At 59.2% G+C, this 14,404-nt stretch carries 14 protein-coding genes; 2 read left to right on the forward strand and 12 right to left on the reverse strand.

Annotated elements, in window-relative coordinates; genetic code table 11:
- Positions 1-41 precede the first annotated feature (41 nt).
- Positions 42-1,055, forward strand: coding sequence for a class 1 fructose-bisphosphatase (locus IEX44_RS07315; protein WP_188692460.1), 1,014 nt, complete (start codon positions 42-44; stop codon positions 1,053-1,055).
- A 12-nt stretch (positions 1,056-1,067) separates the two neighbouring features.
- Positions 1,068-2,135 carry a class II fructose-bisphosphate aldolase gene (gene fba, locus IEX44_RS07320; RefSeq protein ID WP_188691139.1) on the forward strand — a complete coding sequence of 356 codons (1,068 nt, stop codon included), beginning with the start codon at positions 1,068-1,070 and terminating at the stop codon, positions 2,133-2,135.
- A gap of 89 nt (positions 2,136-2,224) precedes the next feature.
- On the opposite strand, the gene IEX44_RS07325 is transcribed toward fba, so the two are convergent.
- From IEX44_RS07325 to murD, 12 genes are all read right to left on the reverse strand, one after another.
- Positions 2,225-2,587 (reverse strand): RidA family protein, encoded by a 363-nt coding sequence (locus tag IEX44_RS07325; protein ID WP_188691160.1) that lies wholly within the window; start codon positions 2,585-2,587, stop codon positions 2,225-2,227.
- 60 nt (positions 2,588-2,647) lie between these two features.
- Positions 2,648-3,385: an alpha/beta hydrolase family protein gene (locus IEX44_RS07330; protein WP_188691164.1), complete on the reverse strand. Its 738-nt coding sequence runs from the start codon at positions 3,383-3,385 to the stop codon at positions 2,648-2,650.
- 143 nt (positions 3,386-3,528) lie between these two features.
- Positions 3,529-3,714, reverse strand: a complete 186-nt coding sequence (locus IEX44_RS07335; protein WP_188691166.1) for a hypothetical protein — start codon at positions 3,712-3,714, stop codon at positions 3,529-3,531.
- Between the two features lie 11 nt (positions 3,715-3,725).
- Positions 3,726-4,640, reverse strand: a complete 915-nt coding sequence (gene lpxC / locus IEX44_RS07340; protein ID WP_188691169.1) for a UDP-3-O-acyl-N-acetylglucosamine deacetylase — start codon at positions 4,638-4,640, stop codon at positions 3,726-3,728.
- Between the two features lie 301 nt (positions 4,641-4,941).
- Positions 4,942-6,132: a cell division protein FtsZ gene (gene ftsZ, locus IEX44_RS07345; protein WP_188691170.1), complete on the reverse strand. Its 1,191-nt coding sequence runs from the start codon at positions 6,130-6,132 to the stop codon at positions 4,942-4,944.
- A gap of 170 nt (positions 6,133-6,302) precedes the next feature.
- A complete protein-coding gene (gene ftsA, locus IEX44_RS07350) occupies positions 6,303-7,535 on the reverse strand; it encodes a cell division protein FtsA (protein ID WP_229678814.1) in 1,233 nt (410 codons plus the stop codon).
- 99 nt (positions 7,536-7,634) lie between these two features.
- Positions 7,635-8,384 (reverse strand): cell division protein FtsQ/DivIB, encoded by a 750-nt coding sequence (locus IEX44_RS07355; protein WP_188691177.1) that lies wholly within the window; start codon positions 8,382-8,384, stop codon positions 7,635-7,637.
- Positions 8,385-8,391: 7 nt separating this feature from the next.
- Positions 8,392-9,309, reverse strand: coding sequence for a D-alanine--D-alanine ligase (locus IEX44_RS07360; RefSeq protein ID WP_188691181.1), 918 nt, complete (start codon positions 9,307-9,309; stop codon positions 8,392-8,394).
- An 11-nt stretch (positions 9,310-9,320) separates the two neighbouring features.
- Complete coding sequence (gene murC, locus IEX44_RS07365) at positions 9,321-10,727, reverse strand: UDP-N-acetylmuramate--L-alanine ligase (RefSeq protein WP_188691184.1); 1,407 nt, start codon at positions 10,725-10,727, stop codon at positions 9,321-9,323.
- Complete coding sequence (murG, locus tag IEX44_RS07370; RefSeq protein WP_188691187.1) at positions 10,724-11,797, reverse strand: undecaprenyldiphospho-muramoylpentapeptide beta-N-acetylglucosaminyltransferase; 1,074 nt, start codon at positions 11,795-11,797, stop codon at positions 10,724-10,726. The genes murC and murG overlap by 4 nt, the downstream gene beginning before the upstream one ends.
- Entirely contained in the window at positions 11,790-12,980 is a 1,191-nt protein-coding gene (gene ftsW, locus IEX44_RS07375) for a putative lipid II flippase FtsW (RefSeq protein ID WP_229678815.1), read from the reverse strand. The genes murG and ftsW overlap by 8 nt, the downstream gene beginning before the upstream one ends.
- Positions 12,977-14,401 carry a UDP-N-acetylmuramoyl-L-alanine--D-glutamate ligase gene (murD, locus tag IEX44_RS07380; protein ID WP_188691190.1) on the reverse strand — a complete coding sequence of 475 codons (1,425 nt, stop codon included), beginning with the start codon at positions 14,399-14,401 and terminating at the stop codon, positions 12,977-12,979. The genes ftsW and murD overlap by 4 nt, the downstream gene beginning before the upstream one ends.
- Positions 14,402-14,404 lie beyond the last annotated feature (3 nt).

Raw genomic sequence — 14,404 nt, forward strand, 5'->3', positions numbered from 1 at the left:
CCACCGGCTCCAGCACCGGTAACCCGCCCGGTAAAGCGCATATGGGCACCAGTTTTTCCGAGTTCAACACCGGCGAGTTCGCGGACTCCCCTCAAACAGACCTGGGCGTCTTGCTCGGCCAGGTGGCAACCGCCTGCAAGGTCATCAGCGCGGCGGTGGCCCGTGGTCCTTTGTCGGACACGCTGGGCTATACCGGCACCGACAATATCCAGGGCGAAAACCAGCAAAAACTTGATCTGATCGCCAATGAACTAATGATTCGCTGGACTGAATGGGGTGGTCAGGTGGCCGCCATGGCTTCGGAGGAAATGGCGGATATCTACAGGATTCCCACTCAGTACCGCCAGGGGCGCTATTTGCTGGTGTTCGATCCGCTTGATGGGTCATCCAATCTGGATGTGAATGTCTCGGTCGGCAGTATTTTCTCGATTCTCGAACGCCCGCAGACCGAGGGTGAGGTCGAGGATGCGGATTTCCTCCAGCCTGGCGTCATGCAAGTGGCCGCCGGTTACGCACTCTATGGACCGGCCACCATGCTGGTGGTCACCACCGGTCATGGGGTCAACGGTTTTACGCTGGATGAAGAAACCGGCGAGTTCATTTTGACGCACCCCGGTCTGACGATCAGCCCTGACACCCGTGAATTTGCCATCAATGCATCCAATGCCCGCATGTGGGAGGCGCCGGTCATCCGGTATATCGACGAATGCCTGGCTGGCGTAACTGGCCCGCGCGGAGAGGCCTTCAATATGCGCTGGGTGGCCTCGATGGTGGCCGAGATTCACCGCATCCTGATCCGGGGCGGCGTGTTCCTTTACCCTAAAGACAACCGGGACCCGACGCGCCCAGGCAAGTTGCGGCTGATGTATGAAGCCAATCCGATGTCGTTCATTGTCGAACAAGCCGGTGGCGCAGCCAGTACCGGGCGTGAACCCATCCTGCAAGTGCAACCGCAAGCACTGCATCAACGCGTGGCAGTCATCCTCGGGTCACGCAACGAAGTGGCCCGGCTGGTGCAGTACCACCTGGAAACACCTGCCGCACCCGCACCTTGACGTGGAGGTCACATGGCTCTGGTTTCGTTACGCCAGCTACTGGATCACGCCGCTGAACAGGGTTACGGCGTGCCCGCGTTCAACATCAACAACATGGAACAGATACGCGCGATCATGGAAGCCGCTGATCGTACCGGCAGCCCCGTCATTGTGCAGGCCTCTGCTGGTGCGCGGGCGTATGCTGGAGCGCCATTTCTGCGTCACCTGATGTTGGCCGCGCTGGAAGAGTTTCCCCATTTGCCGCTGGTCATGCATCAGGATCACGGCACCAGTTCCGGCGTGTGTTTACGTGCCATCCAGCTGGGGTTTTCATCAGTCATGATGGATGGCTCGCTGGCTGAAGACGGCAAGACCCCGGCAACGTACGAATACAACGTCGGCATCACCCGCAACGTCGTCGCCTTCGCGCACTCGTGCGGCGTGTCGGTCGAAGGTGAACTCGGCGTTCTGGGCAGCCTGGAAACCGGTATGGCCGGCGAAGAAGACGGTATCGGCGCGGTAGGTAAACTGGATCACAGCCAGATGCTGACCGACCCGGAAGAAGCCGCCGCTTTTGTGCAAGCCACGGAAGTCGATGCCCTGGCGATTGCCATTGGGACCAGTCATGGGGCATACAAGTTTTCTCACCCGCCCACAGGTGACACGCTGGCGATCGAGCGTATCCGGCAAATCCACGCCCGGCTACCCAATACCCACCTCGTGATGCACGGCAGTTCATCGGTGCCGCAAGAATGGCTCAAGCTGATCAACGAGTATGGCGGCGAACTCCCCGAAACCTGGGGTGTACCGGTGGCCGAGATTGTCGAGGGCATCCGCCATGGGGTACGCAAGGTCAACATCGACACCGACCTGCGCCTCGCTGCGACCGGGGCCATCCGCCGCGCCTTCGGCCAGAACCCCGCTGAGATCGACCCGCGCAAGTACCTCAAACAGTCTGTCGATGCCATGCGCAATGTATGCATCGCGCGCTATGAAGCGTTTGGCGCTGCCGGGCAAGCCCAAAAGATCAAACCCCTGAGCCTGGAAAAGATGGCGCACCGCTACGCGATTGGCGAACTACATGCGCGGGTGAAGGGGTGATGCAGGCCGGAAGCCGGCCTGGCGACGGGAAGAGTCAATCGCTGGCGAACGCCTGACACGTGGGCCCCTCATCCCGCACTGCTTCGCCCTTACTTTGCGGGCCGTGCCGCCGCCGTAAACACGATCTCCAGCAAATCATCCGGCGAAGCCAGCTCAGCCTTCACACATGCGCGTGAAGGTGCGCTACCTTCTGGCAACCAGGCTTGCCAGATCTTGTTGAACTCAGCGCGGTTGGTTAAATCCGGCAAATAAATCATGGCCATCAGCAAGCGGCTTTTGTCCGAGTTCATCGCAGCCAGTGTCCGTTCCGCCTGCGCCAGCAGGGCCTCGGTCTGCTCGGCAAAGGTCTTGCCGCTTTCCGGGACTTCCACAAAGTGAACGATGCCGTTGAAGGCAGTGGCGTCAGACCATTGGACAGTGGGGCGCAGGCGCTGGATATCGGCGTTGGACATGGTTCATCTCGATCAGAAAGGATGCATCATCATAAAGGCCACCCGTGCGCCAGGCCAGTATCAGGGTGTACCCAATAATGTTGCGACCGTATCGAGCACCATGGGCGAGCGAAACGCGCCGTTATGGTTGGCGTTATCCACGCTCAGAAATTGCGCGTCGACGCCGTGCTGTTTGAGCGTTGCGACGTAATCGCGCGCCAGCCCTTGCCCCGTGTTGTCGTCAGCCGAGCCCGTCAACGCCACAATCTTTACAGATGGCTTGACCTGGTCCGCCCAGCGGATGGGGTTCTCACTGGCGCTCCATTGATGACGACCAAGACGCCAGGCAACGAGATCACAGGGGCAAGACACCAGCACATCCGCGTCAGCCAGGCCTGGCATCATGCCCGCCAGGTTGGCCGCAGTGGCAGCACCGCCAGAGTGACCGATGAGAATCACACGCTGCGGGTGATAATGCTGCTTGAGCCGGTCAATCGCGCCACCCACGATCTGCATGTTCACCTTGGTGTAGTGATCCATACGGCCATTGTTGCTACCACCCGATTGGTTGCCTTTGTCATCGGCATAGCCAGGCCGGATCATCGCCACGCTGAGCACTTTCTGCGGTGCAAACCGGGTCGCGGCCGCTTCAGCCTGCGCAAAATGATAGACCGCCGGGCCGCCGCTGGAGACATCACCATGCAGCCACACCAGCATGACTTGCGGGGCATCCGTGGCGCCGAAACTGGCAATCACCACGCATTGGTCGTTGCCCGTCACCGCATGCAGATAATCTTCATTGGTACATGGCGCGGCCATGAGGCGCGATGCACAAAACAAGCACAGCAAACTCAGCCATTTCAACACGATATTTCCCCGTTCAGGCGCATGACACGGGCAAGATAAGCCGAGCCTGGTTCCAGGGCAATGGCCTCGGCGACGGATGTCGCTAGATCAGAAAGTTAGCCGACCGAGAGGCGCTCAAACGCCAGGCCAAAGAAGAAGACCAGCAGTAAACCGAGGACAGCAAACAGCACCCAGGTGATCATGCGCAGCCAGAAACGATCACGCGTGCGCAGGTACTTGAACGCGCCAAAGCCAGTCAACAGCACGGCCAGCACAAACAAGATGCGCAAGATGCCGAACATGGGTGACCAGATCAGATCGTGAGTGGCGGCAATGCATGGAACGACGACGGAACGTCTGTGTCGTTCTCAAAGGTGACGATCTCGAAGTTTTCCGGATCACCCAGCAGCGCACGCAACAGCTTGTTGTTCATGGCATGGCCAGACTTGTAGCCAGAGAACGCCGCGATCAGCGGGTGACCAAGGATATACAGGTCGCCAATGGCATCCAGCAATTTATGGCGCACAAACTCATCATCGAAGCGCAAACCGCCGTCGTTGAGCACGCGGTATTCGTCGATCACCACGGCGTTATCCATGCTGCCGCCACGGGCCAGACCGTTCATGCGCATGTATTCGACTTCGTGAATGAAGCCAAAGGTACGCGCGCGCGCGATCTCGCTGATGTAGTTGGTGTTGGCAAAATCAATCGAGATGGACTGCTGGGACTTCTTGAATGCCGGATGTTTGAAGTCGATGGTCAACGTGGTCTTGTAGCCGTCGTATGGCTCCAGCTTCACCCACTTGTCGCCTTCCACCACTTCAACCGGCTTTCTGACGCGCACAAAGCGTTTGGGCGCGCTTTGCATGACAACACCTGCAGACTGCAGCAGGTAAATGAACGGGGCGGAGGAGCCATCCATGATCGGCATTTCCGGTGCGTCCACTTCAACCAGCACGTTATCGATACCAAAGCCGGCAAATGCCGACATCAGATGCTCGATCGTACCTACGCGCACGCCATCTTTAATCAGCGTGGAGGAGAGTCGCGTATCGTTGACGAGGTCCGGCCCCACCTTGAAAGCGTCCGAATCGGGCATATCGGAACGCTTGAACACGATGCCGTGATCCACCGGCGCGGGCTTCATGACGAGCGTGACACGCTCACCAGAATGCAGACCGACGCCAACGGCACGAACCGTGGATTTCAAGGTGCGTTGCTGAAACATGAATGGTTACTCCGCCTGTTCCGGTTATCCCGGCCTATCAACACAAGACGCCATTTTACCAGCCCCGGGTCATGGGCTGGATTGATCGTCACAATAAAAATGATAGCCGGAATCAATCTGATACCGAATCCAGTGCAGCGCCGACAAGCATCCGCTGCGTCATGGCATCAACGCAGACACGGATCAATCACCGACAGGCAGGCGGTGCGGCATACCACAAGGCATGCCGCACGCTACGCGATCGGGTCAGAGAGGCGCAGCACAAACAGTCAATACAGCCTGTCAAGGCTGCACGGACTGCTTAGTCAGCCTGGCGACGCAAAAATGCAGGGATGTCCATGTCGATGTTGTTCATCGTTGGACGCGACGCCGATTGCGAAGCTTCACCCACACCCGAGCTGCCGCCGCGACGGGTACGCCAGATCGCTGGTTTTTCGTAATCTTCGGCATTAAAGCCCAGATTATCGGTACCGGTACGAGCCTGTTGTGCCTGGCCTTGTACAACGGACAGCTGCGGCTTCGACGTTTCCTTGGCACCCAGGCCAGTAGCGATCAGCGTAATGCGGATCTGGTCGCCCAGCGATTCGTCGTACACCACACCATGCTTGACTTGAGCATCTTCCGACACGTGCGCGTTGATGATTTCCAGCGACTGGCGGATTTCGCTCTTCTTGAGGGTCGAACGGCTGGCCGAGAAGTTCACCAGCACGCCGCGGGCACCCTTGAAGCTGATGTTGTCCAGCAACGGGCAACGGATCGCCTCTTCAGTCGCCAGCACGGCACGGTCTGCGCCTTCGGCAACGGCCGTACCCATCATGGCCATGCCCATTTCACGCATCACGGTTTTCACGTCGGCAAAGTCGACGTTGATCAGGCCCGGGTAGTTGATGATTTCAACAATCGAACCGACCGCGTTACGCAGTACGTCATCGGCGGCACGGAAGGCCTCATCGATGGTCACGTCTTCACCCAGCACTTCTTCCAGCTTCTGGTTGGAGACAACAATCAACGAGTCCACGTACTTGGCCAGTTCATCGATACCGGCCTGGGCCACTTTCTGGCGGCTGCCTTCATCGATACCCGGCTTGGTTACCACGCCTACGGTCAAAATGCCTTGCTCGCGTGCCACTTGCGCGATCACCGGTGCAGCACCCGTGCCAGTACCACCACCCATACCGGCGGTAATAAACAAGAGGTCCGAACCGGAAATCAGATCCGCCAGGTGCTCGCGGTCTTCTTCCGCAGCTTCGCGGCCGATGTCCGGATTGCAACCTGCACCGAAACCACGGGTGAGGTTGGCGCCCAGTTGCACCACATTGCTGGCGCGTGCCAGCTTGAGGACTTGCGCATCCGTATTGGCGGCAATGAACTCAACGCCTTGCATGGCGTTTTCAATCATGTTGTTGATGGCGTTGCAACCTGCGCCACCCACACCGATCACCTTGATATTCACAAGGTGCGCTACTTCCTGAAACTCAAAAGTAAGTGCCATGTGTATCTCCTCTGACCCTAACTAACTGCTTGACCCGAAAAATTGATAAATGAAACGCCCGTTGTTTCGCTAAAAAACCGACTGCTGCTGACTTGTTCTTGCTTGATTAACTGCTTGTACTGCATGGCACCAGCCAGGATCACCGCCCGGCGCCAGTTTTCGTAAAAACGTTAGAAATTGTTCTGGAACCAGGACTTCATCCGGCCCAGGATATCGCCAAACGAGCCGTCTTTCACACGGCTCACCGGGTTACGCATGTATTGCTCGCGGGCGATCAACAACAAACCCACGGCGGTAGAGAAACGCGGGTTCTTGACCACTTCAGCGAGGCCACCGACATACTTCGGAGTGCCCAGACGCACCGGCATATGGAAGATTTCTTCACCCAGTTCCACCATGCCCGGCATCAACGCGGCGCCGCCGGTGATCACGATGCCGCTGGAAAGACGGTCTTCAAACCCGGCACGGCGCAGTTCTGCCTGCACGAGGCTGTAAAGTTCTTCCACGCGCGGCTCAATGACTTCGGCCAGGGTATGGCGGCTCATCTGGCGCAAACCACGTTCGCCCACACCCGGGACTTCGATCATCTGTTGCGGATCGGTCATGTGACGCAGGGCCACGCCGTATTGCAGCTTGATGGTCTCGGCTTCACCCGTTGGGGTACGCAGAGCCATGGCGATGTCGTTGGTAACCTGATCCCCGGCAATCGGAATCACCGCCGTGTGGCGAATCGCACCATTTACAAACACCGAGAGGTCTGTGGTGCCGCCGCCGATATCGACCAGACACACACCCAGTTCTTTCTCGTCTTCAGTCAGCACCGCGTGGGCCGAAGCCAGCGGCTGCAGGATGACTTCGGCGATCTCCAGACCGCAGCGGCGCACACACTTGGTGATGTTCTGGACGGCAGAGACCGCACCCGACACGATGTGCACGCGCACTTCCATGCGCACGCCACTCATGCCCAGGGGCTCTTTCACGTCTTCCTGGCCGTCGATGATGTATTCCTGGGCCAGGATGTGCAGCACCTGGTGATCGGTCGGGATGTTCACCGCGCTGGCGGTTTCAATCACACGATCCATATCAGCCTGCGTGACTTCCTTATCCTTGATGGCGACCATGCCGTGGGAGTTCAGCCCACGGATATGGCTGCCAGCGATGCCGGTGTAGACCTCGCGGATTTTGCAGTCCGCCATCAACTCGGCCTCGCCCAGCGCAGACTGGATAGCGCTGACGGTTTTCTCGATGTCCACCACCACGCCGCGCTTGAGCCCGCGCGATGCCGCAGAGCCCAGGCCCACCACGTTGAGCGACCCGTCTTCCTGTACTTCGGCCACAACCGCTACCACCTTGCTGGTGCCGATATCCAGACCCACGATGAGGTTTTTGGTATCCCGTGTCACAGACAACCTCTACTCAATTTCCTGATTACTTTTAATCGTTTCCGGCCGATCACCCCTGCGGGGATCGAGGCCGGGCCTGTTTTGCCAACGGTTCTGCCATCAGGCCGGGGCTGCTTTGGCACCCTTGGCCGGCACCGCAGGCTTAAAGCCCGGCAAGCGCACGGCAAAACCGTTTGGATAACGCAAATCCACGTACGAAAACGCCTGGCTGTCGCCCGAAAGCTTCGCCAGGGAACCGCCCCAGGCTGCGGCAAAACGCCGCACCCGTTCCAGGACATCATTGCGTCCCGCTTCCACAATCACTTGCCGGTCCAGCTCAAAGCGCCAGGCCCGACGATCCGACAACCAGATGTGTGTTGGCTGCTTGCCCATCGGCCCCAAAGCCGTTTTGAGATCAGTCAGACCATCTACCAGTAGTTTTTCCGTGCCGTCCGGACCTTCCAGGATCGGCAACGGATCATTTGAGGCGGCATCGAAACGCTCGCCATAGTTATTGAGCAAAGCAATCGAACCCCAGCGCGCAATGGCGTGGTGTTCTTCAATGGTCACTTCCAGCCGATCCGGCCAGCGGCGCCGCACACTGACCTGGCGCACCCACGGCAGTTTCTCGAACGCCGAGCGGGTACGGTCCAGATCCAGCGTGAAGAACGTGCCTTTCAGGTCGTTCTTGATCACGTACTGCAACTGTTCACGCGTCACGTGGGCCAGATCCCCGTCCACCGAAATCTTGCGTACGGGGAACAGGGGCGAATGCACGGCCAGAAACAACAATGAATAAAACAGCAGCAGCACGGCCATTGCCGTGAGCAAATTGGCAAACCACATCAAAAGTTGGGGCTTGTCCCACATCGCCGTGTTATTCCTGGCCCGTCATTGTGGTATCCAGAATCCGCACAACCAGATCCTCGTAGCTCATGCCCCTGGCACGTGCAGCCATGGGGAAGAGGCTATGACTGGTCATGCCCGGTGCTGTATTCACTTCCAGCAGGTAGTGATTTCCAGCGTCATCCATCAAAAAATCCACCCGTGCCCAGCTTTTGCCACCAATACTCCAGAACGCCTTTTTCACATCAGCGGCAATCTGCGCTTCTTTCTCGGCCGACAAACCGCACGGACACAGGTATTTGGTGTCATCGCGGAAATACTTGGCGTCGTAGTCGTAGAACTCGGTGGCCGGTTCAATCTTCACAGCGGGCAGCGTTTCACCATCCAGCACGGCCGTGGTGTATTCGCCGCCGCCCATAAATGTTTCAGCCAGCACCAGCGGGTCGTACTTCACTGCCTCTTCAAATGCAGCCTTCAGGCCGCCGGCTTCCTTGACCTTGACCACACCCACACTGGAGCCCTCGGTCGCTGGTTTCACAAAGAGCGGCAGCCCCAGTTTTTTCTCGATTGCGTCAAAGTCGCTGTTGGCATTCACCAGTTCAAAGGCCGGGATCGGCAAACCCAGTGCTTGCCACACCAACTTCGTACGCAGCTTGTCCATGCCGATGGCCGAGGCCATCACGCCACAACCGGTGTACGGAATACCCAATACTTCCAGCGCACCCTGCACCGTGCCGTCTTCACCAAACGGGCCATGCAGGATGATAAAAACGCGATCAAAACCTTCATCCTTGAGGGTCATCAGCGGTTTTTCGGCCGGATCAAACTTGTGCGCGTCGATGCCGCGGCTTTGCAGGGCCGCCAGCACGCCGGCACCACTCATCAACGAGACTTCACGCTCGCTGGAGGTACCGCCCATCAACACCGCCACTTTTCCGTATCGCTTCATGTTCGTCGTTCTCAAATCTGTGTGAGCTTGCCAGGCACGGCACCGACCGTGCCAGCGCCCATGGTGATGACGACATCGCCATCTTGCGCAGCAGCCAGAATGGCTTCGGGCATGTCGCCAATCTGCTCAACAAAAACGGGCTCCACCTTGCCGGAGACGCGAATCGCGCGCGCCAGGCTACGGCCATCGGCGGCGACAATCGGGGCTTCGCCAGCGGCGTATACATCAGCCAGCAACAGGCCATCCACGGTGGACAGCACCTTGACGAAATCTTCAAAACAGTCACGCGTGCGGGTGTAGCGATGCGGCTGGAAAGCCAGCAACAAACGACGCCCCGGGAAAGCACCACGGGCAGCCGCCAGCGTGGCGGCCATTTCTACCGGGTGGTGACCGTAATCATCCACGAGGGTAAAGCTGCCCCGCGCACTGCCATCTGCAGCCGCCGGCAGAGTCACTTCGCCATAGCGCTGGAAACGTCGGCCCACACCGGTGAATTCGGCCAGGGCTTTCTGGATCGCCGCTTCGCTCGCACCGACTTCCAGACCGATCGCGATCGCGGCCAGCGCATTGAGCACGTTGTGGTTGCCGGGCATGTTTACCGTGATGGGGATACGGCGGGTTTCACCGTTTTCCCACACGGCGTCGAACTTCATCTGGCCGCCGACAGCCTCGACATTCTCAGCGCGCAAGAGGGCATCTTCGCTGAAGCCATACGTGGTTACCGGGCTGGCGACTTGCGGCAAGATGGAGCGCACATGCGGATCATCAATGCACAAGACCGCACGCCCGTAGAACGGCAGATGGCGCAGGAAGTCCACAAACGCGCCCTTGACCTTGTTGAAATCGTGGTCGTAGGTATCCATGTGGTCCTGGTCGATGTTGGTCACGACCGAGATCACCGGGTTCAGGTACAGGAACGAGGCGTCAGACTCGTCGGCCTCAGCCACCAGAAAGTCACCCCGCCCCAGGCGGGCATTGGTACCTGCGGCCTGCAGTTTGCCGCCAATCACAAATGTCGGATCCAGACCTGCGGCTTCGAGCACGCTGGCAGTCAGACTGGTGGTGGTGGTCTTGCCGTGGGTACCGGCAATGGCAATGCCTTGCTTGAGGCGCATCAATTCGGCCAGCATCATGGCGCGCGGAATCACCGGCGTCTTGGCCTCCCGCGCGGCTTGCACTTCCGGATTCTCATTACCAACGGCCGTCGACGTGACCACCACGTCCACCCCTTTGGCGTATTCAGCCGAATGCCCCTGGTGCACGGTAGCACCCGCTTTGATCAGCCGTTGCGTGGTGGCATTGCTGCCCAGGTCGGAACCGCTGACCTCAAAGCCCAGGTTGACCAGTACCTCTGCGATGCCGCTCATGCCGACACCGCCGATCCCTACAAAATGAATGCGTTTGACTTTGTGTTTCATGCTGCCAGTTCCTCCAGCACCTTGACCACTTCTGCCGTGGCCTCAGGGTGGGCGAGCGCTCTGGCCTTGGTCGCCATGGCCAGACACTGCTCGCGATGTGTTTGTTGCAGCAGCGTGAGCAACCACGCTGCAGTGAATTCGGTTTGCTGCACCAGCACACCCGCACCTGCCTCAGACAAGTAGCGCGCATTGCCAGTCTGGTGATCGTCTACCGCGTGCGGATAGGGCACCAGCACACTGGCCGCGCCTACACACGCCAGTTCAGATACCGTCAGCGCACCGGCGCGGCACAGGACCAGGTCGGCCTCGGCATAGGCGTTGGCCATATCGCTGATAAAGGCGACACAATCGGCCGTGACTCCTGCGGTGTCGTAGTTGGCGCGAAGGGCCTCAATATTCTTTTCGCCGGCCTGGTGAATCACCTGTGGCCGTTGGTCCACCGGCAGCTGTGCCAGCGCTTTGGGTACTTCTTCGTTAAACACCCTGGCGCCCAGGCTACCGCCGACGACCAGCAGCTTGAGCGGACCGGCACGGCCAGCGAAGCGCTCCGCCGGGATCGCGGCGTCCAGAATCGCGCCGCGCACCGGGTTGCCAATGCACGCGCGGTTATGACCCGCCTTGAATGCCCCGGGGAACGCAAACAGAACGCGATTGGCGATATGCGCCAGGGTTTTGTTGGTCAGACCTGCAACCGAGTTCTGTTCGTGAATCACCAGTGGCAGCCACAGCAAACGCGTGGCCAGACCACCCGGAAAGCCGGTAAAGCCGCCAAAGCCAATGGCCACGTCCGGTCGGTAGCGGAAAATCACGCTTACCGACTTGGCCAGCGCCCGCAGTTGTACCCATGGCTGTACCAGCTTCTTGACAAGGCCCTTGCCGCGCACGCCGGTAATCGGCAGCGTTTCCAGTTGAATGTCGTACTGCGGCACGATGCGGGTTTCCATGGCGCCAGCTGCACCCAGCCACACCACCTCCCAGCCCTTCTGGCGTACGGCGTCGGCCACCGCCAGCGCCGGGAAAATATGCCCGCCGGTACCGCCTGCCATGACCATCAAGGTGCGCTTACTCATGACGCACCCCGCGAATCATCTGGCGGTTTTCAAAGTCGATGCGCATCAACACGCCCAGCGCCAGCAAGTTGGCCACAATGCCGGAACCGCCAAACGACAGCAGCGGCAGGGTCAGGCCCTTGGTCGGCATCAAGCCCATATTTACGCCGATATTGATCACGGATTGCACACCAAACCAGATACCAATGCCCTGAGCGACCAGCGCTTGATAGGCGCGATCCAGCTTGGCGGCTTGTACCCCGATCAGGAAGGCACGCAAGACCAGGAACGCAAACAGCGCCACCACAAAAGCGACGCCCACAAAACCCAGTTCTTCCGCGATGATCGCCATCAAGAAGTCGGTATGTGCTTCTGGCAAGTAAGAGAGTTTCTCGACGCTGGCACCCAAACCCACGCCGGTCCATTCGCCCCGGCCAAAGGCGATCAGCGAGTGGCTCAACTGATAACCTTTGCCGAACGGATCTTTCCAGGGATCAAGAAAACCCAGTACCCGCTGCATCCGGTACGGTGAGCTAACCACCAGGCCGACAAAACCTACGGCCAGCATCACAATCAGCCCGGCAAACAGGCGCCAGTTAAAACCACCCAGGAACAACAGTCCCATGGCAATGGCGGTAATCACGGCAAAGGCACCGAAGTCCGGCTCCAGCAGCAACAGACCGCCGACCACCAGCATCACGATCATCATGGGCAAGAGACCCTTGGTGATGCTTTCAACCAGGTTGCCGCCCATGAATGCCGCTTTGCGCACGGTGTAGTCGGCGGCGTAGAGCGGCACGACAAACTTCATGATTTCAGAGGGCTGCAGGTTAATCACGACCAGCGAGAGCCAGCGACGGCTACCGTTCACTTCGCGACCAATCCCCGGTACCAGCACGACCAGCAACAGCAAGGTACCCAGAATGAACAGGATCGGCGCGTACTGCTGCCAGGTTTTGGTCGAGATGTTAAATGCCACAAATCCCGCCACCAGCCCGACCACCAGGAAAATTGAATGCCGGATCAGGTAGTAATTGGCGCGGAAACCGACATCTTTGTCGACTTCAGCCTGGGCGATCGAGGCCGAGTACACCATCACCAGGCCGAACGCGAGCAGGATCAGGATCGTCCAGAGGAGGATCTGATCGTAGGCGGCCATCGTGGGCCGGACGCGTTTGAGGGCCTGGTAGAACAACTGTTTCACGCCGCACCTCCGGCCAGCGCGTTCACCGCCGCGATAAACACGTCGGCGCGATGGTGGTAGTTGCGGAACATATCCAGGCTGGCACACGCCGGCGACAACAGCACGGCATCGCCAGGTTGTGCCATGTTGGCAGCAATGTTCACGGCCATTTCCAGTGTCGGCACTTGCAGCACCGGCAGGAACGATTCGTCGTCGTCATCCTCATCATCACCCGCGGCAATGAAGTTGGAGGTCGCGTCGTTCAGTACTTCTGCAATCTGTGGGCCGTCGCGACCAATCAGGATCACCGCACGGCAGATGCGTTCGCACGCAGGCACCAGCGGACGGAAGTCCTGGCCCTTGCCATCGCCACCGGCAATCAAAACCACCGGCTGGGTCATTCCTTTAAGGGCAGCTTCGGTGGCACCAACGTTAGTGCCTTTGGAGTCGTCGTAGTAGCGCACGCCATCAATTTCAGCGACAAACTCGACCCGATGCGCCAGGCCTTTGAAGGCTTTGAGCGCGGTGATCAGCGGTCCGGTAGCAATGCCGATGGCTTTACACAAGGCGATTGCTGCCAAGGCATTCACTGCATTGTGCAAACCCGCCAGTGGCAGTTCGCTGGCCTTCATGAATTCAAAGTCGCCCAAGCGCAAACCGAAGTCTTCGTCTTGTTCGACCAGACCATACTCGGCGCCATTACGCGGGGCATCTGCGCCGAACCACACCAGATCTCGCCCGGCCTGGGTCATACCACGGCACCAACCATCTTCGCGGTTGAGCACCATGACGCCCATACCATTGAACACGCGCGCTTTGGTGGCCGCGTAGTCGCTCATGCCGGTGTAGCGATCAAGGTGATCTTCGGTCACGTTGAGCACGGTGGCGGCATCGGCTTGCAGCGAGTACGTCGTTTCAAGCTGAAAGCTGGAGAGTTCCAGTACAAATACGTCCGGCAGCGCGCCCTTGGCTTGCCACTCAGACAGGGCATCAAGCACCGGCAGGCCGATATTGCCAGCCACGACGGTAGAGAGCCCGGCGGCTTCACACATTTTGCCGACCATGGTCGTCACGGTGGACTTGCCATTAGAGCCGGTAATGGCAATGACTTTGGACTTGCTGCCCGCCACGGCTTGCGCAAACAGTTCGACATCACCCAAGGCCGGCACGCCACGGGCGACCGCAGCGGCCACCGCAGGCGTGGCCAGGGCAACGCCCGGGCTCATGATCAGTGCATCGGCATCGGCAAAGGTGGCATCGGTGAACTTGCCAAGGCGCACGTCTGCATCCGGCAGCGCGGCTTTGAGCGCGGCCAGATTGCGTGGGGCGTCGCTGGTATCGGCCACGCTGACGCGCGCGCCCTGGTCTTTCAACCATTTCGCGGCCGCCAGCCCGGAGTCTCCGAGCCCTGTGACGATGCAGTGTTTTCCTTGCCAGGCCATGAT

Source organism: Silvimonas amylolytica (assembly GCF_014645555.1).
GTDB classification, from domain to species: Bacteria; Pseudomonadota; Gammaproteobacteria; order Burkholderiales; family Chitinibacteraceae; genus Silvimonas; species Silvimonas amylolytica.